Source organism: Halobellus captivus (assembly GCF_007655485.1).
Lineage (GTDB): Archaea > Halobacteriota > Halobacteria > Halobacteriales > Haloferacaceae > Haloquadratum > Haloquadratum captivum.
On record NZ_VJXQ01000007.1, the window covers coordinates 56,911 to 79,261 of the forward strand.

The following is a 22,351-nucleotide window of genomic DNA, read 5'->3' on the forward strand; positions in this document are numbered from 1 at the left end:
ATCTATTGCATCGGTTCGATAGTGAAATCGCCGTCAACTACAGGTTTGGAGCCATTGACAACGTTCGAGATATAACTAACTAATATAGGCAAGTTATATCCTCTCTCGGACGGTACGGCTCGCTAGTGCCATTCAGCGATACCCTTCTTGAGGCGGGACAGGATGTATGGGCGGCCCAGAAGGAGCACCCCTTCGTCCGCGAACTCGCGACCGGAACTCTCGACGAGGCGGCGTTCGAGCACTGGATCAAACAGGATTACCGCTACCTCCTGGACTACGCTCGGTTGTTCGCGATTGCGGGCACGAAGGCCACCAACGAGAAGACGATGACGCACTTACTCGGCGTGGCCCACCAAGTGCTCGACCACGAAATGGATCTTCACCGTGGCTTAGCGGCCGATTACGGAATTTCCGACGGCGAGCTCGAAGCAGTCGAGAAGGCGCCCACATGCGTGGCCTACACAAATTTTTTGATCCGAACGGCGTACGAGGGCTCGATTGCGGAGATCGCGGCCGCACTGTACCCGTGCATGCAGGGCTACCTCGACGTCGGAGAGCATATGGCGTCGCTCGCCACCGACAAACACCGGTACACACCCTTCATCGAGATGTACACCAGTGACGAGTTCCGTGACGCGACAAGCTGGTGTCGCGACTTCGTTGACCGATGTGGCGAACAGTCTCCCGGTGAACACGACGCTATGAGGGAGGCGTTTCTAACTAGCGCGAAGCTCGAGTATCGGTTCTGGGAGATGGCCTACACGCAAGAAGGGTGGGGTCTATGACGGACGTCCCCGATAGCTACGACGACTACCGGGCCACCGTCAGCGACCCCCGGTTCACTGACTGGCTGCGGGAGCGTGCCGAACCCGACTGGACGAACGCCGTCGATCATCGGTTCACCCGTGAGATCGGTAGTGGCGCGCTCTCCGAGACGGTCTTCGCCGACTACCTCATCCAGGACTATGCGTTCGTGGACGTCCTCGTGAGTACGTTCGGCTTCGCAGTGGCCCAAGCACCCGATGTCTCAGCGAAGCGTGCGCACGTCAAATTTCTCGACACCCTGACTGACGAGGAAAACGATTACTTCGAGCGTTCCTTCGACGCGCTCGGCGTCGACGACGCCCGGTGGGACCAGCCAGAACTGTCCACGACCACAGCCGCGTTCGTCGACTTTCTCGGTCGTACTGCCCGCGAGGGCGGCTACGCCGAAACACTCGCAGCCATTGTTCCAGCCGAGTGGATCTACGCCGAGTGGGCGACACGCGAAGCTTCAATCCACGAAGCGACGGCCGGACTTCCGTTCTACTTCGCCGACTGGATAGAGCTGCACGCAAACCCCTCTTTCGAGGAGTTCGTGACCTGGCTCCGTTGCCAGTTGGACGCTTATGGCCCGACGGTCTCTCCTGGACGGGAACGGGAGATCGAGCGAATCTTCTGCCGGACCGTCGACCTCGAAGTTGCTTTCTTTGACGACGCCTACGCGGCCGTTGAGACCGACGGGGAGGGTAGACAGTAATGGTTTCAACAGCTGTCGCACTCACCGCTGTCGTGCTCACAGTACTGACCGTTACCGCTTTCGGCCTATTAGCGGCTCGCGGCCGGGTTCGATCCGTCGAGGATTATATTTCCGCCCGCGACTCAGCCGGTCCTGGAACCCTCACCGCTACGATCATCGCGTCGATGATGGGCGTCTGGATACTGTTCAGCCCTGCCGAGGCCGGGGCTGCCTTCGGCGGGCTCCCGGCCATCCTCGGATACGCAATCGGGAGTGCGGTTCCGCTCCTCCTGTTCATTCCAGTTGGCACACGCATCCGTGCCATTGTTCCGGCCGGCCACTCACTCACCGAATTCGCGTACGCTCGCTTCGGGACCGGAATGTACCTGTTCGTGCTCGTCGTGTCCGTGTTCTACATGTTCATCTTCCTCGCGGCCGAGATGACGGGGATTGCCGGCGCCCTCTCACTCGTCATCGGGATCCCCCAGTGGCAGACGGCCCTGCTCGTAGGCGGATTCGTCTTGATATACACGGCTTACGGGGGACTCGTGGCGAGCATCGTCACCGATACCGTCCAGACGCTCGTCCTGCTCCCGCTGCTCGCCCTCGGTTTCGGTGGCGCCGTGCTCGCGTTGGGCGGAACCGGTGAAATACACGCTGCAGCGATCGCCACGGACGCGCCATTGCTGGATCCGACGTTCGGTCCCGGGCTAAAGTTCGGCGTGTACGTTGCCTTCGCCATCCTCGGTGCGAATATGCTGAACCAGGGGATGTGGCAGCGCGTCTACGCTGCCAACGGCGAATCGTCGCTTCGGTGGGGATTCGGCGTCGCGGCCGTCGTAGTCGTTCCAATGATTCTGCTAGCCGGCTTGTTCGGTATCGCTGCGGCCGCTCTCGGCCTGACCGACTCCGGCGGTGCCAGTATCGCGTTCTTCCTCGTCCTCGAGTCAGCCTTCCCGAGTTGGGTAACGCTCGCGGTCGTCGTCCTCGCGGTCCTGCTCGTGATGAGTTCCGCGGACACGATGTTCAATGCCATCGCGAGCGTCGTCACCGCCGATCTCGCGCGGCTGCTCGACCAGCCAACCCAGCGGTCGTTGTGGGTGGGTGGACGCGCCCTCACCGGGATCGTCGGGATCGGCGCGATTGTCATCGGTTCGCAAGGGTATAGCGTGCTTGAACTGTTCCTGACGGCAGACCTGCTCGCGGCTGGAATTTTTGTCCCGTTTCTCGCCGGCCTGTATTCCGAGCGGCTTTCAGGAGCTGGGGCTATTGTCTCGAGTCTGGGTGGGCTTGTGGTCGGTGTCGCCTACTTCCCGCTCCTGCGTGGACCGGTCGCGTCGATTCCGAGGCTTGGCCCGCTGCTGCCCGCACCCGAGTTTCTACCCGCTTTTGTCGGGGCGACTGTCGTGTCAACCGGCGGGACGATTCTCGCTATTGCCCTCTGGGACGCCGACGTCGACCTCTCCAGCGTGGATCGTGATATCCGGAGCTTGGATGAACCGGTCGCCGATGGGGGTCCGAACGGGGGGGAAAACCAATGACTCCGTCGGTCATGGCTGTGTTCGGTCTTGCGATCGGTCCGACCGGCTTTTCGGTACTCGTGTGGGGCGCTATACTCGTCGTCGTACTCGTGTTCATCTTCATCGTCAGAGCGTTGATTCTGGACACCCAGCGAACCTGACTCGGACGCCCACGGTGTGTACGAGTCGAACTACTTTCCGGGATACTCAGCGCGAATATAAAAAGTGGGTGAAATAGCAGGTACGCATCCGCCATGCAGCAGAGTCGCTGACACCTATCACCGACTGAGGGTTACAACTAAACCACTACGCCAAATGTGACACCTCTTCTGGTTCCTCGATGTCGTCGAATTCTCCGCGCTCGACAGGTTCCCAGTCCTCACCCGGATCCGGACTCCACCAATCGACCTCGTAGGCGCCCGGTGCGCCGAAGATCTTTACGCGCGCTGATCCATCGGGCAGGTCGCGACGCAGTTTCTCGTCGACGTGGAGATTCCAGGTCGTGGCGGTATCGAAGCAGGCGAGCACGGCCTCCTCGTAGCCGCGTGTCTCTCGGGATTCCTGGAGTTCGACCTGGGTGTTGCAGTTCTTGCAGAACACCCCCTCGAAGGGGATGTGAGTGAAGACCTCCTGCCCGCAGACGGGACACCAGAGGAACTCGAACAGTGCCTCACTGTGTCGGTCAAGTACTTCGAGACTCATTTGTTGACTCACCCGGTCGTCCCGGGCCACCACCTCGTGCCCGGCCGAAAAAACAGCGCCCAGCGCTCACCCACTCACCGCTCGCCGCCGTAGACGATGCGGGAGGGGGCTTCGTATCCACAGTCGGGGCAGTCGTACCATCGCTGGATTTTCGCCCCGTCTGCTGCCTTCTCGCCGACGCGAACGTCGTCGTTCGGACACTCCGGGCAGCTGAGGTCCGGTGCGGGCCGCTTCCGGAGCTCGTCACGGAACGACGTCGCGTCCTTTGTCTCGTATCCCCGCGACCACACTGGATAGCCGTCGACGAGAATCACTCCGCGCCATTTGTACCGGTAGGAATCCGGCGCTCGATGCAGGACGGCTCGCGCACCGGTCTCGGTGTTCCGATACGCGAGCGTCGGCGAGCGGCTCTCGCGTCGCCAGTTGGTGATCCTGGGCATTGTTTAGAAATGCACGTCAGCGGGTACGATCCAGAGCTCTTCACTCTCCTCGAGGAGTCGATCCAGCTGTCCACGGTGGCGAATGCCGGTTCCGTGTTCGGTGTACAGGAAGATCGTCGGGCCGTCGTACGCACCGACCTGGTGGAAGGCGTGCCGGGCGAGGTCCTCGTCGCGCATGATCTCCTCGTCGGAGAGCTCGTCGATGGCCTCCTTCACCCGATCGAGATTACGCTCGAACTCTTCCTTCGTCGCCTCCCAGCCACGCTCGAGCAGGTTTTCGCCGTCATCGGAGTCGACGGGGGCTGCAGTCGGGAGCTCACCCCATCGCGCCTTCCCTGCAACGGACGTGTCCTCCTCGTCGAAGGTCACAAAATAGTCGAATACTGCGCAGGAAGACGGCTCAGCGCCAGTTAACCGATTGAACACTGTTTTCCCTGTCGCTAATGCTTCGTTTTCTGTCGATGCCTCTACGAGCGCGTAGATAACCATATGCATCTGAACCACTCTAACGCTCGTCGGTACGGTCACCGACGCGCGCCACTCTCTCGCTGGCGCGAATAGACGACTACTGGAGAAGGCGATGATTCAGATTATTTCACGAAACAGGTCTCCCATCCTGTATCAGTGGGGGCGGATTCGTTCAATACAGCCAATCCCTCGACAATTTAGGGACACTTTCGACATTCTCAGGCGCTGTACGCGTACCAGAGTAGCACCATCCCGAACAGTCCGAACATCGCTCCTGCGTACAACGCAACAACCTGTCCATCTCCCGGCGGGAGAAGCAGCCAGAGAACTGGACCTATGGCTACCATACCGAGTCCGAACAGTACAGTGATAAGTCGCTCAGTTCGATCCGTCGTCGATCGTTCCCCGCTCGAAGTGCCGAAATCCTCCTCAATCAGATTCGAAACGATATTGAGATACCTAGACGGGAGGCATATGATACGGGGTGCAGTCGGAACCCCTCGTGTATACGAGAGCCAACAGACGGCGAATGTACCCACAGAAACTGTCCGAAATGCGTTTACTGCGTCGAGCGGAACTTCTGTATCGTCGACGACGAGTGTTTTCCCCGGTCGGTCAACATACCCACTCGTTGGAAACCCAGCAGTAAGGATAACCGGCACCCAGCTGGCGATGAAGACCGCAAACGGTGCCACGGGATGTAACTGTGCGCTTCCAAGGAGGACGAGTGCCCCTACTACACTCCCGATGATGAATCCTCGTAGCGAGAATCGGCTCCACAATGGGTCAATGAGATTTGTAGCGAGCAATGCCGGAAAATAGCGACGAGCTAACAGCGCGAGAATTGCGAAGACGACAACTCCGATTGCCCGAGCGAAGTTACCATCCAGCAACGCCGATCCGACCAAGTAAAGCAGTAGTCCTCCGGCCAGGATAGCGATGCCACCGAAGATGCTGGGCCCCACATACGCGAGAGTCTGTAAGAGGGGTGAATCCATCACGTCAAGTTCCCAACTTACTGTGGCGTCCTCTGTATCGGAAGTAGCCTGTACCATTATTTCACCACTAAGAATCGTGCTCGTAGAACTAAACGCACTACCGATGAAAACCTTCGGATGAGCAGGTCATTCACCCTAACTGGAAAATCAAAGTTTGCCACGTCTTCGTCAAACGTAACGTATTGACGTCCACCTCGATCTGAGGCTCCTCCACGCTGGACACTGGTCCACGGGAGTGACTTACGGGTTTGTGCGCTGTTCGTTGGGATTTGTCCCGAGTTCGGGGGCGTCTGTGGTCGAACGCCACTCGTGATTGCCCCACTGGAACCGCACGGGCCGCGCCATCGGCCTGACTTGCTTATCCGTGTTCCGCCTGAGGAACGTCTCCGAGGCGGTGAGATCTGAGTGTCCTTCGAAGCCACAGGGACAGGTCAGTGTCTCCCGATGCCGAACCGTATCCGTTTGCTCGCCACACTCCGGACATGTCTGGCTCGTCCAGGCTTCGCTTTCCTCTTCTACCGCAATTCCATGTTCCTCACAGACCGACTGAAGCTGGTCGATGAACTTCTTGAATGCCCAGAAGTTCTCTAATTTCTCGTTGATTTCAGGGGATGGTTGTGTCTTGATGACCCCCGTTAGATCGCCAAAATACACCGTTGCGATCCCTTCGTCGTACAACCGCTCGACGAGGTCACGGATGAGGTCCTTCTGGGCATGGGTCCGTTGGCGGGAGCGTTTGCGGTAAAGTCGGCGGATACGCTGGCTCGTGTCCTGATCTGGCGGCAGCTTGCACGATAAACGTGCAATCTCTTCGGTTGTTGATCGGAACTGCTCGAACAGCTCCTCACCATCGTAGAGGTATTGCTCACCAGTAGTGGTCGTACAGGCAACGAGGTTGTTGACACCCAGATCGAGGGCGGCTTCCTCCGAAGCCAGTGGTGAATCCAGTTCCGATTCGTCAATCGTCACTGGTTGATATGCCCGATAGGTGTCTTCGACCTCATCATACTGGATCTCCAGCTCACCCTGTTCGCCGGACCATTTCGGATCTCCACGGACCTCCAATCGAAGGCGCTCGAAATAGCCCATGTGGTACTCGTCTTTGAGGTCCTGGCCGACCGGAATTTCGACCCGGGAGTGTTCGCCCCACTGGATTTCGTATGAGTCGTTTCGAACGAACAGCCGGAGGTCACGCCCGTCGTCTGCGTTTCCCCAGTAGCCGGGCGGGGACGCGTCCTCACCGCTTTCCAACAGCGCGAAAAACGAGTTCCAGGCGGCGTTATTCTTCCGTGTCACCGTCTGGACGCCGGCCGCGCCGAGCTGGCCTTTGTATTGGCCGCGAAACTCATCTGTCTCCCAGATGCTTTCGTCGTCGAAGAACTGCTGCCGGCGGGCATAGGTCAGCTCGTTCCAGAAGCTCGCCGTCGCGTCCATAACCTCCTGTAACAGGGCCTCATCCGACTCCGAGCGGGGCCGCACTTCGAAGGTGTTGGTCCGCTTCATCGTTGGCTCACCTCCTGGTCAAGCTGTGCCCACCGACGTGGAATGTAGCCGTAGCGCTCGATCTCGGCGGCCTGTTCACGGAGGAGCCCGACGAGGACTTGCTCGGGGACACCTGCCTGAGCCTGTTCGGCCAACAGCCTCTGGAGCGCATTACGGGCGTCCCCGATTTCCGCAGGATCGCTATCGTCCATCGATGCGCTCCTGGGTATCCCCGGTTTGGTATTTGAATGTTGGCGGGGTGATCCCGCTCGGAGAATTACTCTGTTTCTGTTCAAACACGGCGCCGGCGTGTGGGTCAGCGCCGACCAGACGGTCGAACACCGTCTTTCCGGTGGCCACCGCGTCGTCGTGGGTCGATTCCTCTACTAGTGTGTATATGACCATGTGCATCTCGAACACCTCGAAGCGCCGACGCACCGAGGATCGTTGCTCGCTCTCCCGGCTGCACCGGCAATGGGTGCCGGCGCAAAACAAACGCTACCCGCTCAGCAGAATGGAATTCAAGAACGAGGCGTCTGGCACGTCCGGGTAGTACTCTACGGGGTGGGTGTCATGAAATGCGGACTGACTACGATGGCCGGGGCTTCGAGAACGCCTCGTCCCTGAGCAAGCGCCTCGATCGGTTCACTTCTGGTGGCGACGGGCTACCAAGAGCGCGCTGGCGGCCAGTACTGCGACGACAGCAACGCCGATACCGAATCCAGGTGCGCCAGCTCCACTCGTCCCATCATCGGCGTCAGTCGCGGTTCCACCCACTGCGGGTGCAAACACCGCCTCGAATCCCTCGAACTGCGTGGTCGCACTCCACCTCGCGCTGTTCTGCTGTTGGTTGGTCGGCGTCGGGGTGGCCGTACCCAGCGCGTAGCCGTCGGGACCGACGATTCTAAACGGCCGATCGATGTCGAACCCGCTGGCAAACGGTTCCCGGAGCACGAGTCGGTCGCCCTCCTGGGCGGCGAGCCCGTCCCACGTCACCGACAGGCCGACGATGCCGGTGTCGTTCTCGGTCGAGAACGTCATATCGGGGTTTCGAATCGCCATCTCACGACCGGTGTCGTTTTCTGCCCGGTTTGCGATGGCCCGCATTCGGGCCGCAAACCGATTTGTTCGCTGTTCTCGGGCAGTCTCGTTCGCGCGCAGTGCCTCGAACGCCTCGCGTTCGCTGTCGGTGGTCAGATCGAAGGTGGTGACCAGCGTCACGTGAGCCGATCCGTCGGTCTCGAGGTCGACGACGAACGCTGGCTCCGCGGGTAGCGACGCTGCCGATTCGGTGGATTGTGCTGTCGCCGCCGTTGCAGCCACAGACGCCATCACGAGCAGGACGAGGGCGACGAGGACGCAGCCGAGACGGATCCTCTCCGTTGCCGCGAGACGTGTGGTCAAGTCGGGACGGTCAGTCATGGATGTGTATCATAGGTCAGTGGAAACTGTCATTACTGAATAAACGTAGTGCTTGGTACAGTTGACAACCTGAAATCGCACGCGTAGGACGTTACCTAGCTTTCGTCGTTCTCGTCAGTGTCGTCTTCGGGGGTCTCAGTTTCTTCTTCCTCTTCCTCGTCGGAATCCTCCTCGTCATCGCCTTCCTCATCTTCCTCGTCGGCCTCTTCCTCACGTTCCTCTTCGTCTTCTTCGTCCGCATCAGCGTCGCCCTCACTCTCGTCTTCTTCGTCCGCTTCGCGTTCTTCCTCCTCGTCTTCAGCCTTGTCACCGTCGCCTTCATGCGCTTCCTCGGTCAGCGTGAGCGAGCCGTTCTGCACCGTGAATTCGAGCTCGGCCTCGAAGGCGCCTTTGACGACCTCGAGTTCGAGCTCCTCGGTCGAATTCGCGTCGATCGTGAACGTCACCGTCCCGTCAGAGTTGGTCGTCCCGACTGCCTGCCCGTTCGCGTAGACCGTCGCGTTCGCGACACTCGAGCCGTTGTAGGAGACGGCCACCGAGACGGTATCGTCAGCAAGCGAGGCATCCACGTTCAGCTGCCGGAAGACCTCGCTCTCCTCGTCTTCCTCCTCGAACTCGAATTCGAGCTCACCCTCGGCCTCACCCTTCTGGGCCGTGAGTTCCGCCTCGCCGCTCTCGGGGAGCGTCACCGTCACCGTTCCGTTGGCGTCGGTCGTCCCGACGACCTGCTCGTTCAGGAAGACGGTGACGTTCTCGGCGGGCGCCCCGTTCGAGAGGACTGTGATTGTGACCGTCGCATTCGGACCGGGCCTCCCGTCGGAGACGACCATCGCGAGTTCGCCGTCTTCCGCATCTTCGTCATCCTCACTGTCTTCACCTTCGTCCTCACGTTCCTTCTCGTCTTCCTCGTCCTCGGCGCCACGGCGTTCGATCTCCTCTTCGAGCGAGAAGACCTCACCCGAGGAGCCGTCGACGCTGACTTCGGCCTCGCCGGTCTGATTGTCCGCACCCCGGAGAACGAACGCGAACTCGTAGGCACCCTCGTCCTGCTTGATTTTCGCCTCCGTGAGCGTCCAGGAACCGTTTTCGGGCGTCGAAAGCGCTGCTCGCGCCGTGTCCAGAGCATCGGCCTGGCTCACTGTGATGTTCCGATCGTCGTCACGTGGGCGCTCGATCTCGCGGGACTGCTCGCCGTCTTCACTCTGTATCTCGATCGAGAGACCATCGGCGGTTTCGAGTTCGATCTCACCCTCTGACTGGCCAGTGAACTGCTTGAGCAGTGCGGCGGCCCCAGTGCCGCTGACGCTACTCAGGTTTTCGACGGATGCACGCAGCGACGACTGGTTCATGTCGGCCGCCCGAAGTTCGAGTGCGGAGACGTTCTGGGCGCGCTTCTGAAGCTGCTCGTAGCTGTTGAGGAGATTCGTCGCCCGCGCGTTCAGCGTGGCGAGGCGCGGGGCGTACTCGGATTTGCTAATCTCGCCCTCCTCATACGCCTCGGTGGCCTCTTCGTAGTCCTCGCGGATGTCCTCGGCACGCTCGCGCAATTCCTCTGCGCGGTCGGCGATGGCCTCGGCCTGCTCTTCTTCGTTCGCGCCTTCGACCGACACTTCAAAGGCGGTGTTCTCGAAGTCGGTCTGTACTTCGTCGCTCGAGACGTCGATAACCGTCGAGAGTTGCTGTCCGACGGTGACGTTCACGCTCGAGTTGTTCTGCGTTGCATTCTCTTGGGCGGTGGCAGCCACTGCCGCGTTCCCATCGATGGCTGACACGCCACCGGTTGTCGACACTGCCGCCGCCGGGACTGTCAGCCCGACGACGAAGAACAGTGCGAGCAGTGCATATCCGAGTGACTTTGCTTTCATCGTGATCCATTTGTATACGGGATAGAGTCATAAACTGGCGAGATAGTCAGAGTGATTCGCGGACGTTTGCACTCATTTGCACCGAACGTGTTCGTTCAAATCACCTCACTGCGGGGTGATACGGCCCTGTCCGCAATCAAGCACTCCACGGGTGATTTGGTCTGCAGACGCGTCCGATGAACAAACAATTTATACGTATTTCGTCGAAATCCGGATGCAACTGAATGACTAAGTCACTGCGGAAGCCTTGGGTGGCTGTCTTTTCGGTGTGTGTTCTCGGTCTCTTGCTCACTGCGACCTTTCTGCCGATGGCGGCTGTGAACGCTGCAGGACAGACGGCACAACCCGAGACGGATAACACGGTCACTCGGATTCATGTCTATCCGAACGGGTCGGCGCAGTGGACGATTCAGATTCGAACTCGGCTCGACAGCGACGACCGCGTCACCGAGTACGAAGCGTTCCAGGAGCGCTTCCGAGAGAACACATCGCGCTATCTCGACCCGTTCCGCCAGCGGATGCAGGGTGTCGTCGCCAATGCGGCCAACGCGACCGGCCGCGAGATGCGTGCCGTGAACTTCACTGCCTCGACGAGCATCCAGGAGGTTCCTCGTCGCTGGGGGATCGTCACCTACCAGTTCACCTGGACGGGCTTCGCCGCCCAGCAGAACGACTCGCTCGTCGTTGGAGACGTGTTCCAGGGCGGTTTCTTCCTGGCAGCGAACGATACGCTCGAAATCGAGGCACCGACTGAGTACGAAATCACCCGCGTAGAACCGACGCCCAACAGCCGGGACGATGGGGTCGTGACGTGGGTCGGTCGCGAGGACTTTGCTAACCGCCACCCTCACGTGGTGTTCAACCCCACCACTGAACCACAACAAACCGGTGGGCAGTCATCGACGCCGAACGGGGCGACGTCGTCGCCGTTCAGTGATACCGGACCGGGAATGGTCCTGGGCGGGGTACTCCTGGTGGCCCTCGTCGGCATCGGTGCGTACATCGGCTGGCGCCGCCGCGACGATGCGAGCGGCAGCGAACCCCCTGAGCCGGTGAACGAGGCTGTGGATACAGATGGTCCGGCGCAGGCACCGACAGGTGATGAGGTGCCGGCAGATGACACGGCAACAGGCGGGGCGGTCATGACCGATCCCGAACGCGTCCAGGAACTACTCGAAGCGAACGGTGGACGCATGCGCCAAGCCGCCATCGCCGACGAGTTTGACTGGTCGGCCTCGAAAACGTCACGCGTCATCGGGAATATGGTCGACGAGGGAACGATTGAGAAACTCCAGCTAGGCCGCGAGAACCTGATCGAGATCGCCGACGCTGACGAGTGACGCGGTCGGGAATTCGTCCCCGTCAACCCCTAGGTCAAGTGGAAGACGTCTGCAGGTTCCTCGACGTCGTCGCAGCTTGCAGTGTCGCCATGTCTGGACTTCACGGGGTCGCCCCCGCACCCCCTGTCGGGGGCGATAAACCGACGCGAGAGCTGCCTCCCGAGGCGTGGCCGGCGACGCCAGTTAGGAGTCTGCGTGGGCGTTCGCCCCGGCTCCGTCGCCCGGCCGGGTGAGAAGGTTCACCGCTTCCAGGAGGTCTCTCGCGGTCTCGACTCGCTCTCGATCTGCGTCGTCCAACCGGTCGACGTCAAGTCGATTGAGATTGCTGAGTACACGATGCATCCGGTAGCCCTGTTTGAACTCTTGCTCCATCGGAAGCGCCTCGCTGCTCGCCGGCGCGGAAAGACTCCCCATCGAGACTGGCATCGGGCTTGCAGGAGATCACGGCCTTAACCAACGAACCTCGACACTACTCGCAGGCTGTTGGTTAACCGACGCCCAGTACTGGTGCTACTCGAGACTGGGTCCGTAGCGAGCCGAGCCACACACCTGGCACTCCCAGATCGGCTGTCCCGTCCACGCCTCATCCGGTACCGACTCGTGGGTCTTGAACCGATGGTCGGTCGCCCGTCCACAGGGTTGACAGTCGAGTTCCTGAGTCGTCGGTACCGACGACTCTTGCCGATCAGCTGCAGCTTCGCCAGTAGATTCGGTCAGCGCCATCGCTGGGACCAGCCACACCGCGTCGTCGGCGCCGTCGAGGACCGCGTCGAGACGCGACGCGTCGCGGAGGCCATCTCCACGCTGGTCGTAGAGCCGCGTCGGGGGCTGCTCCTGACGCTCCGACGCGTCCTGCCCGTGCCACCCAGTCCGGTCACGGGCGGCACTGTGAAGCCGCTTTCCCTCTGCTGACGCCACCTGTACCGCGTCGGGGAGTGAGGGCCATTGCTCAGCCAACTGGCGCGCCGGCGCCTCGTCGAGGTCGTAGATGAGCGTGTAGTCGTCGACGGCCGGCTCCGCCTCGTTGGCGGAGAGGAGGTTCGCCGCGGCGCCGCCCTTCGCCACGGCGCCGTAGAACGTGGTCGACTCGACGACCAGGTGGACGATGCCGAGGCACGTCGTCGACGCTGCCTCGTCCGTGCCAGTCACGTCACCACCGAGATGGTTGCTGAGACAGAACCGGCATTTCGTCTGGCCATCTGGGACTGACGCCCCACAGGACCGGCACTCGCCGTCGGCGGCCGTCGGCGCATCAGGGTAGCCACCAGAGCTCGTCGCGACGCGTTGCCGCCGGGGGGCACCCTCACAGCCGTCGTCCAGCCTTGTATCCGGAATGTGGGACGCCTCGCCGGTCGGCCGCAGTTCCTCAAAGTCGGAGTAACGACCGTTCATAGAGTAGTCTACAGAGAACATGGCTCGTCTTAGTGTTTAAATCGTAGCGTGGATAGAACGATGTGCAGTACAGACTGAGAGACAGTGATCTGCCTCAGGCGACCTGTTCCTCCAACGTATCCCGGTGTGCCCGAACAGTCGCCTTCGAGGCGTTCGCCACGTCCGCGGCCTCGGATTGCGTCAGCCATCGGCCCTCTTCGCGACCGGCCTTGTAGAGGCAGGCTGCGGCGAACCCGGCCGGATGAACGCCCGTCGTGACGCCCCGATCCTCGGCCTGCTCCGCCAGGGTTCGGGCCCGCTGTCGAATTTCGTCCGGACACTCGAGGTCCGAGGCGAGTCGCGGCACGAACATGCTGGGGGAGACGGGCTCAGCGGGGAGGCCCAGCTCTTCGTTCAGCGTTTTGTACGCGTTCGTGACTCGTGACTCCGCGACGCGGGCCATCTCGCTGACGTCGTCCACTAACCGCGAGAGGCCGTTGCACCGGCAGGCCCCGTAGACGCTGGCCGCGGCGATGGCCTCGATGGATCTGCCACGAAGCAGATCCTCGTTCTGGGCGCTCCGGAAGAGCTGGCACGCCTGGTCACGGACCGAATCGGAGAGTTCGAGGGCACTCGCCAACCGACGCACTTCGCCCAACCCGTGTGCGAGATTCCGTTCCGCTTTCGAGCGCCAGCGACCACGGGTCTGCTCACGACGCATCCGCGCGAGTCGCCGTCGCTTCTGCCCCGAGAGTTCGTTCCCCTTCGCGTCGGTACCGCACCCGATCTCCGTCGACAGGCCGCGGTCGTGGCGGGCCGCAGTGAGTGGAGCACCCGTTCGCTCGCGCTCCTCGTCGTCGTACGCCCGCCACTCCGGCCCGTGATCGATACGCTGTTCGTCGATAACCAGGCCACAGTCCTCGCAGACCGTTTCGACCGCGTTCGTGGTGACTCGGCCGTCGCACTCGGGACACTGATTCGCACTCGATTCCGTTCGGACGTCTTCGTCGAATCCGCTCTCGTAGATGTCTCTGGTTGCCATCGTTTTCACCGTGTTCAGGGACCCGCCAGTACAGCGAGCCCCTCACCCATTGAGGGGTAAAATAGAAACAACGACAGGCTCGGCTACTTCTGCTATCTGCTATGGTTGGGGCGGTTGATTAATGGTTGTCCGCTCATATTTTCTTTATAAGGCATGATTAACCGACGGACAGCTGCTCTGTCGTCAGCAATCGTAATCGCTGTCGTCTTTGCTGTTTTCCTGACGTTCATACTCCACACTGTCTTCGATCTTGGGGCCACGTCGCTCATTTCATTCCCTCTCTCTTTCGTTGGGACGTTGCTCACGGTTCAACAGTACTTAGAGAAACCAGCGGAAGGGACGAAATTCCAAGTTATCCAACACAAGAACGTAACGACACAGACTATGCCCGAAAAATCGGATGGTGGACGGAACTGGTCAGAAATGACCGATGAAGAGATTGTAGAAGAAATGCAAAGTAGTCCGGATTGGCGGAGCTATCAGGACACCGCCTTCAAGAATTATCGGTCACTTGGGAGGGGATTTAATTGGTTGTCCTCAGTCGCGCTCAAGTCTCAGTACGTCACCAGACAGAGAATTATGCTCCTTCTTTTTGCTATCTCAACTATCGGTGGGATGTGGCTCTTTCTCATTTTCGCTGAGGTGATTGGGACCTCTTGGCCAAACCAGAACTATATGACTACAATTGCGCAATTGTCACCACTTTCGATCGATATGGGAATCGCAATCATCTCTATTTTCCCTGCAGTGATACTTCTATTCACCCCACTGGCGTACCTGCAATTCAAGTCAGACTACACGTGTCCGGACTGTGGACACTCATTCGGTCTGGCAAGTGAGGGCCGGTACTATCGTCCAAATAAGGACGTACAAGAGACAGACAATGGGCGAGAAGTGAACGGTCACCGAATCCTCCGTTGCGAATACTGTAATAATCTCGAATTAGAAGAAACGAATTGGTCACCTCAGAACTGATTCATCCTAGTATGATAGAAAACTACGGAATAATATCCTATTCTGAGTTTCAAGATCGACTCTATCGGTTCTATCGCCTATTTGCAGGAGTCGCTGGCCTGACAGTGGTAGTCGCTCTCCCAGCACTGACTGGTCTACTCTACACCACGCTGTACGACAAGATACACAGTACAGGTGATGAATTCGGATATTATTCTTTCTGGCGAGACGACATCGGTGATCTGCTTGTGTGGCTCTCTATCGCCCTTTTCGTTGCAGTAGCAGCAGTCTACTTCCTTCGTCTGCTCTTCTGGCTTCGCCATGTGATGCAGACATCGTGGAAAGAACATACGCCACCGTTTGAAAGCGCCGAGAAAGAGAAAGATTCCATAGAGAAACCAGTAGCTGATCTTCTTCCAGAGGCGGAGAGGAGGGCTGTGCGGTGGCTAAAACGCGGTCTCTCCTTCTACGCCGGAACTGTGATTCTCTTAATTAGCTTCGTACTGACTGTGGAGTATTTTGGTTTCACCGGCGCAATTAACTCATCAGTCGAAGGGAATCTCATCCCTCCGGAGTGGATGGAATATATCGCCAAAACAATCAAGATGCTCCCCTTTGTCGGGGACTTGTCTATATTCCTCGGAATGCTACCCGGAGATGGACCGCTCCAAAAATTCCTCATTAACGGTGCTGCAGTATTCTTCACCGTAGCCATACGGAACCTATCCTATATCTTCGAGAATATCGGATTTGTCTATGGAAGAGCACAGTGGTGGCGTCCGAATCGTTTTGCGGTATACTTGGCAATAACTGGATCTGGTCAGGTAGTTCTTGTCCTCATAGGTGTACTGTTTGGTTTTGGTGGATGAGCCGTATTTCCTCACTAGATTATAATTTCAGATGGTGCTCCCGGATTTCTTCAATTTTGGTTTCATCTATTCCGTCGTGCTCCTCAAGGGTAGCAAGCTTCTTTTTGGTGGTCTGGTGGAGCTGGTTCTGCGAGTTCTGTTTCAACATTCCTTCGATACGAGTTAGGACCAGATCCTCCTGCCCGGCGAGGTCGTCGAATGCGGCAAGTTGGCCCACGATGTCCTGTTTCTGTTGCCATCCGACGTTTCCATCTGTCAGTTTATCACTCAGCCGTTGAATGAACTCTTCGTGTGCGTTTGTAGCGAGGTCGTCGGTCACCGATTGGAGAACTTTGACCAAGTTATCAGTCGGAACCTGTTGATTCTGGTCACTCACTTCGTCTTCCAGAATGGAGAGTACGTTTTGACCCACCTTGCGACGATGATTAGACGTTAGGTTTGATTTGACTTCATTCCATACACGGTAGAACGCTTGCTTGTCCTTATTGTTCCCACGCGCAAGGTCGGTTAGCCGACTGAGGAACAGTTCCTGATCACTGTCGGTAAGGTCAGTAAACACTTCGGCAACAGCAGTCAGATAGATCTGTTTACTGCTCGTGTCGTTTGTCTTGTTTACTTTTTTAAGACATGTACTGACTACCTTGTCTTGAACACTCTCGAATCGCTTTGGTGCGGTGGAAAACATCTCTGCACCAAGCTGTGCACGAGAGTCATCGTTGTTGTCCAAGATCTCAATCAACTTCGGCGAGGTCAGTTCTTCGTCGAACTCCTTAGGTATCAGCGTTAAGACTGTGTTGGTGAGGAGCCCCGTGTTCGTATTCTGGTCCGGGAACGGGTCCAGTGCTGCCGTCACTGCGTCTTCTGAATCAAGCAGGGGCACATCGTATTGTTGAGCCCACTTCAGATACTGCTGTCCGGTTCCACCCCAGTTCTGAATCTGCTTCATACATTCCTGACGGAATCGGTTCTGGTCACTCGACGAGAGAGTGTCATAGTGATAGAAGAGCGTCTCAACCAGATTCTTCTCATTATTACTCGGGGCATTCACCATCCCGTGGAATTCGTTGTAGAGATGACTCGCAGTTAGACGTGGTAGGTCAGATTCGATCTTGAGGAGGATATTCGAAATACTGTCGTTGATATGGTTGATATTGTTATCTTCAACTTCGTTCCGGAGATCAAACAATTTTTCGATGAACGTACCTCGGGCCTCAGTAGATGCATCCGAGTCGAACTTCTGGTAGTAGTCCTCGTTCTCAAACTGACGTTCGTTATTACCCAACTCAATCAGCTTGATGGCCTCCGTCAGCAGCTTCGTGGTGGCGAATTTGTCCCGTGCGGCTGCCGAACTGTGAATTTTGTCGAGCGCCGTTTTGAACACGTCTTCCTGCTGGTTCTCACGTAGCTGAACAAGACTCTCGGTCAGGGGTCGTTTCGCAGACTCCGGAATTCCTTCGGCGTGTTTAACGAACGCATCAAGGATATTCTCCTGAAGGGTTTCTGAATCAGCGACCAGTTCACCATATGCCCCAAAGAGCACACGCGAGTCACGTGGTTGCATTTTGAGTATCATCGGGAACGAGATGCTGGGATCCAAATCTTCCAAGAAGTGCCGCCTGTCTACGGAGACCAGGTACTCACTTACCATTCGGGATACCTGAGTCTGGGCGTCGTCATCCAGAGCATCGAATACCTCCATCAACCCCTCGATGATGTTGAAGAGCTCGGAATCAAGATGACTCCACTCGTCAAGCGTATCGTCAATTGCCTCGCGGTATGGCCCGAAGTCACCCTCGTCTTCAAATAGGGCATCCAGTTCGTCGCGAACCTTATCGACCTGTCGCGCACGTAGATCTTCGACGAAGCGGTCACCGTCTTCAAGTGTTAGCGTGTACGGTGGCTCGCTCAGATAGATGAATCGGCGTGGGTTATTGTCTGTGATATACCGTGTAGATGACAGAAACTCTCGAAGCCCCTCCACGGACTTTCCGTTCCCGTCTTGTGTTGGCTCGAAATGTGATGCCAGTTCTTCCTCTCGTTCCGGGTCCATCACACGACCGGCGAAGTAGTCATTGAACTCCTCAAGTAGACGTGGGTTCGCTTGTAGGGACCGATAGAACTCTGGAAAGTCCTCCTGCAGTATTGAGATCTTCGCCAAGAACGGGAGGTTGCCGGTAATCACTCCTTCACGCATTCGTTGAGTGTCCTCTATTTCCTCGGCCAACATCCGTAGCGTCGTCAGACGGTTGAGTGCCTGTTTTATACGGCGCGGGTTTCGGACGTATGCTTTCGTGATGACCGAGAGAACCTCCTCATCGTAACTGTCCTTGAGTTGATCGTTTAGTTCAGCAGCATAATCGGAGATAGCGTCACTGGTGAACGGCGGAATACGGACGTGGGCTTGGAAGAGTTTCCGTAGGAACTCCCGCTCATTTTCGTTCTCTTCGAAGTATTCCCCTCGGTCGATAGACTGGATGTGGCTGAGAAGCGCCTCATCGTCGCAGGGAATAATATAGAGGCAGCGGTCGTTGCCCATGAACGTCTTGAGTGAGACCAGGACATCGTAGACGGTGTCGCTCTCGCACCGGTCCAGATTGTCGACGGAGATGATGATCTGTTCGTACTCTGTCTTTTCCATCAGCTCGTCCAGCATTTCGTCGAAAAGCTGCTCATACGCACCGGACCAATCATTACGTGGATACCGCTGACGAAGGGTCGATGTCGCGTCCTCGACCTGCTTCGCCATGAAGATGAAAAGACTGAGGAACAGAGGCAAGATCGCAATCTGGAGGATGCTATTAGCTGTCCCCATTAGATCCTGGCCCGGAGTGAAGATACCGAAAGCGTTCAGGGCATTGATGACTACCCCTGTTATCAGGATTACTGCGGTTATCGCGACAATCGCCGTTACGAACTTCGATTGGGTAAGGAGTTGCTGTGCATACTCACGCAGATCTGGGTCATCGCTACTGGTATCTTCCGTAATGTCGTAGAGTTCCTCTGTGATGTAGTCCTCTCCGAGAATACCGTACTCACTATCGACTTTCGTGTCTGTCTTCTCACCGAGCTCGTGGTCGATACCGAGAAGCAGGTCTGTCCGAATCGACTCTTCCGCGTGTGTCCATGCATCGAATTCTACACAGACAGTGTTCTCAAACTCGGGATTGTCACTCAGTCGGTCGAACAGGAGGTTGATTATTGAGCTCTTGCCCGTCCCCCACTTCCCGAATACACCGATGTTCCATCGTGGCTCTGCGTTCTCCAGTATCTGTTCAAGTGCGTCGACGTACTCTTGATGCTCGAACCGATCTTGGTTTGCCGACTCTATCGGCTCATCAGAGAGAAAGACACGTCCATCGTCACCGGTCATAGCTACAAATCTGCCAGCACCCAGATAAAAGATAACCATATACTGAAATTGGAGTTTGAAAATCAGACGAACTGATTAAAAGTTACAACTCCTCTGCCCCGTTTCAGGTTTCGCCGGCCTTCGATCCACACTTATGCTGCTTATTCGCTCTGTCAATCCGACTTTCCCACAGACGGGGCACTCCTGCGAGGGTGTTCACGGCAGGTCGTTCTAGGCGTCCAGCACGGTGTCTAAATGTACTTCCACTATCGGTGAGTCTGTCGTGTGTCGGGCTTCGCAGAGGTAAATCCGAAGCCGTTCTAGGTCCGTAAGACTGCGTTCCTCGGATACCGGTACTCGGGGGTACGTTCTGGGTGCCTCCGCGCCATCATGGGGGACACAAACAGACTCCATCGCGACAGCGGTCTTGCTCCTCGATATGCCACTCTTGAAGCCTGTGACTCCGGTTGTGGCTGCCGGCCGACCGTAGGGAGGCCGGAAGCGGAGGGTGGGGTGGTGGGGCTTGGGCTGGTCCGGCGATAGACTCTCACCTTCCGTCCTTGACTGGGGGGCAGCTGGGACCGCTTTGTGGCTTACCGCGTATCGAGTCGGAGCGGCGACGCTCGTTCCCAGAGATGGTGGTGTTCAGCACACACCGTAACGAGGTTATCCAGCCGGTTGGCCCGCTCGAAATCCACCTCACTCTCGTCGTCGCCGAAGACGCTTAGCGGTCGGATATGATGCACGTGGAGTCCTCTCGTGAATGATTCGAGATGCGCCTCCTGCGTCCACTCACAGCCCGGCGTTTGACAGGTATAATCGTCGCGTTCAAGGGCTTTCTGACGTTGTTCATCCCAGTTGTCCCCGTACTCGCGCCACTCGTGGACTGGCTGTTCTTTCCAGTTGTGATGGTCTGGGCCAGCTGGACGGCCGACCGGTTCGTAGCCAGCGGCTCGGATCGCGGCTTGCCAGCCCTCCCAGCGAGTAAAGTAGGGTCGATGCGAGAACTCTCCGTGGTCTTTCATCTCCTGCGCTGTCGGAACCTTTCCTAATTCGTCGGCCAGCCGATGAATCTCTTCGAGTAATTCCGCATCCGAGATCCGATGCCGCTGGTTGGGGTCGTAGCCTGCTGCCTCGAGTGCTTCGTTCCAGCTTCCAAAGCGATTCTGTGCGATTGTGACCGTGAACTCGCCCTCCGAGCGCATGTCGGCCGCCGTTGGCGGCGTCCCGTCCTCCGTTGCGAGCCGTCTAATTTCGTCGAGAAGTGCGTCTTTGGATACCCGGTGCTGCTTCACCGGTTCGTATCCCGCTTCCTGGAGTGCCTCTGCCCAGCTGCCAAATCGGTTTTTGTACGTTCCAGCTGAATACGCTCCTAGTTCATTCATCTCTGTAGTTGTTGGAGAACGACCCAGATGGTCGACGAGCCGATCTATCTCGGTCAGTAACTTCGTATCAGAGATCCAGCGGCTGTGGCTACTGTTGTGGCCCCCCAGCGCGTCCTGGGTGTCGAAGGATTTTCCACAGACATCGCAGGTTAGGTCACGTTCACCCGTCATCTGTCCTACCCGGAGCGCTCGTACGCCCACACCCTTCTCGGGGCCAGATAAACTCGCTCGAGTCGCACACTCCTTCCCCCGGTTTGCCGGATAAATGTTGGACTGGTGAGCGAGGTCGTGGCTGCGCGCGCAGCGAAGCGAGCACGGAGCGGTGGGTGGGGCGGTGGGGTCTGGGTCGGTCCGGCACACAGCAAAAAAGAAGGCTGCGTCAGTTGGCTATTCTTCCCACCACCGACCGCGCTCTGGGAACTCGATCCTGCTCCAGCCCGTGATGGCGAGACTGCACCGTCCCTGGTACCAGTTTTTCTTGACCGCTCTGAACCGGACTGTCTGCCCTTCTCGAACCACCGTCTTCTTGCTCTTCTCCCAGATCGTGAATTTCGTACGCCCGCTTTCGTCTTCGATGAGTCCGACTTGGGCGATTGCTGGGGAACTGGGATCCCAGAGTTCGCTCACTGTGCCTTCGACCGTCACCTCACCGACCGGAACGTCCGGCACGTCCGCGATGGGCACGATCGCCCCCGGCGCCGCCTTCAGCTCTTCGAGGGTTTCCAGCACCGCCTTCGTGACGTCCCGCCCGCGCTGCACCTTCTCGGCCAGCTGTTTCGCGACGACCGCCCTCGACCAACCGCCCTGCACTTCGTCGCTGATCCGCATCGCCTGCTTGTTCACCTTCGCGAGTTCGTCTTGCGTCAGCTTCTCACGGGGATCCGTGCGCTCCGTCGGCGCCGGCTCGTCACGACCACACAGCTCGCTGACGACCTCCCGCGTGCGCTGCTCCCGGCCCTTCTGCGTTCCCAGCTCGGCCTGGGCACTGATGCGCTCCAGTTCGGCTTCCCGCGCCTGAATGCGCTCTTCCTGTTCGAGGGTGACTCCGTGAATCCGGTCCTCGCTCGTGTCCGCGATCCCGTCCGGATGGTTCGCATCCACCTTCGCCTGCGTCTCCTGCTCGACTGCCGCCTCGAACTCCGGCGTCTCGTCGACGACCGGGAAGCCGTCTTCATCGACGGCCTGACCGCCCGCTTTCTCGAATGCCTGTTCATCGACCGAAACGACCTTTCCGCTAGCGTTGTTACTAGACATTGGAATCACTCACAAGGTGATTTCCGACGAAGGCGCTCACGCGCCGACACCGCGATGCTCCTACATCGCGGTTTTCCGACGACAACGACCGACAGAACCATCTGCGCGCTCTCGCTCGCGCCTTCGCGAGCGCCCTACCGGGCGCGAGCGAGAGCGCGCCTGCATGAGGTGGCCCCAACCAGCACCGCGCGCCGACCCGCCCGGAGCGAGCGCCCAGCGCATTCCCCGTTCGCCGCGACGCAACCACGTCCGTCGCGGTCGGCTGTGCCGAGGTCCGAAGGACCCGAGCGGGTGAAGCGCTGGCGTCGAGGGCACATACACTTTAGCCCGGCAGGAACCGCACCTACTGGAGCGGAAGCCCGCCCGGAATGGTCGGTCGCGAGCGACGCGGA

General features: G+C 58.4%; 21 protein-coding genes. 6 read left to right on the forward strand and 15 right to left on the reverse strand.

Features of this window, described 5'->3' with window-relative positions; translation table 11 throughout:
* The first annotated feature begins 125 nt into the window (after positions 1-125).
* From tenA to FJT57_RS16475, 4 genes are read left to right on the forward strand one after another with little or no spacing between them, the layout of a single operon-like run.
* Positions 126-785: a thiaminase II gene (gene tenA / locus FJT57_RS14975; protein ID WP_144906631.1), complete on the forward strand. Its 660-nt coding sequence runs from the start codon at positions 126-128 to the stop codon at positions 783-785.
* On the forward strand, positions 782-1,519 hold the full coding sequence (locus FJT57_RS14980; RefSeq protein WP_144906633.1) for a TenA family protein: 738 nt from the start codon (positions 782-784) through the stop codon (positions 1,517-1,519). The genes tenA and FJT57_RS14980 overlap by 4 nt, the downstream gene beginning before the upstream one ends.
* Positions 1,519-3,039 carry a sodium:solute symporter family transporter gene (locus FJT57_RS14985; RefSeq protein ID WP_144906636.1) on the forward strand — a complete coding sequence of 507 codons (1,521 nt, stop codon included), beginning with the start codon at positions 1,519-1,521 and terminating at the stop codon, positions 3,037-3,039. Before FJT57_RS14980 ends, FJT57_RS14985 begins: the two co-directional genes overlap by 1 nt.
* Positions 3,036-3,179, forward strand: coding sequence for a hypothetical protein (locus FJT57_RS16475; protein WP_162524375.1), 144 nt, complete (start codon positions 3,036-3,038; stop codon positions 3,177-3,179). The genes FJT57_RS14985 and FJT57_RS16475 overlap by 4 nt, the downstream gene beginning before the upstream one ends.
* 145 nt (positions 3,180-3,324) lie before the next feature.
* Here FJT57_RS16475 and FJT57_RS14990 read toward each other — a convergent pair whose 3' ends face one another.
* The 9 genes from FJT57_RS14990 to FJT57_RS16480 all read right to left on the reverse strand — a co-directional run bounded on the left by FJT57_RS14990 (position 3,325) and on the right by FJT57_RS16480 (position 10,395).
* Entirely contained in the window at positions 3,325-3,720 is a 396-nt protein-coding gene (locus FJT57_RS14990) for a DUF7567 family protein (RefSeq protein WP_144906638.1), read from the reverse strand.
* Positions 3,721-3,794: 74 nt separating this feature from the next.
* Positions 3,795-4,160: a DUF7568 family protein gene (locus tag FJT57_RS14995; RefSeq protein WP_144906640.1), complete on the reverse strand. Its 366-nt coding sequence runs from the start codon at positions 4,158-4,160 to the stop codon at positions 3,795-3,797.
* 3 nt (positions 4,161-4,163) lie between these two features.
* Positions 4,164-4,655 carry a hypothetical protein gene (locus FJT57_RS15000; RefSeq protein WP_144906681.1) on the reverse strand — a complete coding sequence of 164 codons (492 nt, stop codon included), beginning with the start codon at positions 4,653-4,655 and terminating at the stop codon, positions 4,164-4,166.
* Positions 4,656-4,846: 191 nt separating this feature from the next.
* Entirely contained in the window at positions 4,847-5,683 is an 837-nt protein-coding gene (locus tag FJT57_RS15005; RefSeq protein WP_144906642.1) for a hypothetical protein, read from the reverse strand.
* A gap of 183 nt (positions 5,684-5,866) precedes the next feature.
* Positions 5,867-7,129 carry an RNA-guided endonuclease InsQ/TnpB family protein gene (locus FJT57_RS15010; RefSeq protein ID WP_144906644.1) on the reverse strand — a complete coding sequence of 421 codons (1,263 nt, stop codon included), beginning with the start codon at positions 7,127-7,129 and terminating at the stop codon, positions 5,867-5,869.
* Entirely contained in the window at positions 7,126-7,320 is a 195-nt protein-coding gene (locus tag FJT57_RS15015) for a hypothetical protein (protein ID WP_144906647.1), read from the reverse strand. The genes FJT57_RS15010 and FJT57_RS15015 overlap by 4 nt, the downstream gene beginning before the upstream one ends.
* Entirely contained in the window at positions 7,310-7,519 is a 210-nt protein-coding gene (locus FJT57_RS15020) for a hypothetical protein (RefSeq protein ID WP_203229210.1), read from the reverse strand. Before FJT57_RS15020 ends, FJT57_RS15015 begins: the two co-directional genes overlap by 11 nt.
* Positions 7,520-7,753: 234 nt before the next feature.
* On the reverse strand, positions 7,754-8,530 hold the full coding sequence (locus FJT57_RS15025) for a DUF7345 domain-containing protein (protein WP_144906685.1): 777 nt from the start codon (positions 8,528-8,530) through the stop codon (positions 7,754-7,756).
* A 95-nt stretch (positions 8,531-8,625) separates the two neighbouring features.
* Entirely contained in the window at positions 8,626-10,395 is a 1,770-nt protein-coding gene (locus tag FJT57_RS16480; protein ID WP_162524377.1) for a DUF4198 domain-containing protein, read from the reverse strand.
* Between the two features lie 224 nt (positions 10,396-10,619).
* Between FJT57_RS16480 and FJT57_RS15035 the strand changes: the two genes are divergently transcribed.
* Positions 10,620-11,735, forward strand: a complete 1,116-nt coding sequence (locus tag FJT57_RS15035; protein ID WP_238994019.1) for a DUF7345 domain-containing protein — start codon at positions 10,620-10,622, stop codon at positions 11,733-11,735.
* Between the two features lie 183 nt (positions 11,736-11,918).
* Here the strand turns inward: FJT57_RS15035 and FJT57_RS15040 are convergent, their stop codons facing one another.
* The 3 genes from FJT57_RS15040 to FJT57_RS15050 form a co-directional block, all read right to left on the reverse strand.
* Positions 11,919-12,107: a hypothetical protein gene (locus FJT57_RS15040; protein WP_144906649.1), complete on the reverse strand. Its 189-nt coding sequence runs from the start codon at positions 12,105-12,107 to the stop codon at positions 11,919-11,921.
* Between the two features lie 138 nt (positions 12,108-12,245).
* Positions 12,246-13,127 carry a biosurfactant protein 1 gene (locus FJT57_RS15045; RefSeq protein WP_203229206.1) on the reverse strand — a complete coding sequence of 294 codons (882 nt, stop codon included), beginning with the start codon at positions 13,125-13,127 and terminating at the stop codon, positions 12,246-12,248.
* Positions 13,128-13,221: 94 nt separating this feature from the next.
* Positions 13,222-14,148, reverse strand: coding sequence for a transcription initiation factor IIB (locus FJT57_RS15050; RefSeq protein WP_144906653.1), 927 nt, complete (start codon positions 14,146-14,148; stop codon positions 13,222-13,224).
* Positions 14,149-15,134: 986 nt separating this feature from the next.
* Here FJT57_RS15050 and FJT57_RS15055 point away from each other — a divergent pair.
* Entirely contained in the window at positions 15,135-15,971 is an 837-nt protein-coding gene (locus FJT57_RS15055; RefSeq protein WP_144906655.1) for a hypothetical protein, read from the forward strand.
* Between the two features lie 19 nt (positions 15,972-15,990).
* Here the strand turns inward: FJT57_RS15055 and FJT57_RS15060 are convergent, their stop codons facing one another.
* The 3 genes from FJT57_RS15060 to FJT57_RS15070 form a co-directional block, all read right to left on the reverse strand.
* Positions 15,991-19,341, reverse strand: a complete 3,351-nt coding sequence (locus FJT57_RS15060; RefSeq protein WP_162524378.1) for a KAP family P-loop NTPase fold protein — start codon at positions 19,339-19,341, stop codon at positions 15,991-15,993.
* Positions 19,342-19,913: 572 nt separating this feature from the next.
* Entirely contained in the window at positions 19,914-20,876 is a 963-nt protein-coding gene (locus tag FJT57_RS15065; protein WP_144906660.1) for a homing endonuclease associated repeat-containing protein, read from the reverse strand.
* Positions 20,877-21,092: 216 nt separating this feature from the next.
* Positions 21,093-21,959, reverse strand: coding sequence for a DNA-binding protein (locus FJT57_RS15070; protein WP_144906662.1), 867 nt, complete (start codon positions 21,957-21,959; stop codon positions 21,093-21,095).
* Positions 21,960-22,351 lie beyond the last annotated feature (392 nt).

Coding starts and splice junctions, on each gene's coding strand:
- FJT57_RS15065 (WP_144906660.1), bottom strand. CDS start 20,876: ATGACGGGTGAACGTGACCTAACCTGCGATGTCTGTGGAAAATCCTTC.
- FJT57_RS14995 (WP_144906640.1), bottom strand. CDS start 4,160: ATGCCCAGGATCACCAACTGGCGACGCGAGAGCCGCTCGCCGACGCTC.
- FJT57_RS15045 (WP_203229206.1), bottom strand. CDS start 13,127: ATGAACGGTCGTTACTCCGACTTTGAGGAACTGCGGCCGACCGGCGAG.
- FJT57_RS15010 (WP_144906644.1), bottom strand. CDS start 7,129: ATGAAGCGGACCAACACCTTCGAAGTGCGGCCCCGCTCGGAGTCGGAT.
- FJT57_RS15000 (WP_144906681.1), bottom strand. CDS start 4,655: ATGCATATGGTTATCTACGCGCTCGTAGAGGCATCGACAGAAAACGAA.
- FJT57_RS15035 (WP_238994019.1), top strand. CDS start 10,620: ATGACTAAGTCACTGCGGAAGCCTTGGGTGGCTGTCTTTTCGGTGTGT.
- FJT57_RS15060 (WP_162524378.1), bottom strand. CDS start 19,341: ATGACCGGTGACGATGGACGTGTCTTTCTCTCTGATGAGCCGATAGAG.
- FJT57_RS14985 (WP_144906636.1), top strand. CDS start 1,519: ATGGTTTCAACAGCTGTCGCACTCACCGCTGTCGTGCTCACAGTACTG.
- FJT57_RS16475 (WP_162524375.1), top strand. CDS start 3,036: ATGACTCCGTCGGTCATGGCTGTGTTCGGTCTTGCGATCGGTCCGACC.
- FJT57_RS15025 (WP_144906685.1), bottom strand. CDS start 8,530: ATGACTGACCGTCCCGACTTGACCACACGTCTCGCGGCAACGGAGAGG.
- FJT57_RS16480 (WP_162524377.1), bottom strand. CDS start 10,395: ATGAAAGCAAAGTCACTCGGATATGCACTGCTCGCACTGTTCTTCGTC.
- FJT57_RS14990 (WP_144906638.1), bottom strand. CDS start 3,720: ATGAGTCTCGAAGTACTTGACCGACACAGTGAGGCACTGTTCGAGTTC.
- FJT57_RS15040 (WP_144906649.1), bottom strand. CDS start 12,107: ATGGAGCAAGAGTTCAAACAGGGCTACCGGATGCATCGTGTACTCAGC.
- FJT57_RS14980 (WP_144906633.1), top strand. CDS start 782: ATGACGGACGTCCCCGATAGCTACGACGACTACCGGGCCACCGTCAGC.
- FJT57_RS15020 (WP_203229210.1), bottom strand. CDS start 7,519: ATGCACATGGTCATATACACACTAGTAGAGGAATCGACCCACGACGAC.
- FJT57_RS15005 (WP_144906642.1), bottom strand. CDS start 5,683: ATGGTACAGGCTACTTCCGATACAGAGGACGCCACAGTAAGTTGGGAA.
- FJT57_RS15070 (WP_144906662.1), bottom strand. CDS start 21,959: ATGTCTAGTAACAACGCTAGCGGAAAGGTCGTTTCGGTCGATGAACAG.
- FJT57_RS15055 (WP_144906655.1), top strand. CDS start 15,135: ATGATAGAAAACTACGGAATAATATCCTATTCTGAGTTTCAAGATCGA.
- FJT57_RS15015 (WP_144906647.1), bottom strand. CDS start 7,320: ATGGACGATAGCGATCCTGCGGAAATCGGGGACGCCCGTAATGCGCTC.
- FJT57_RS15050 (WP_144906653.1), bottom strand. CDS start 14,148: ATGGCAACCAGAGACATCTACGAGAGCGGATTCGACGAAGACGTCCGA.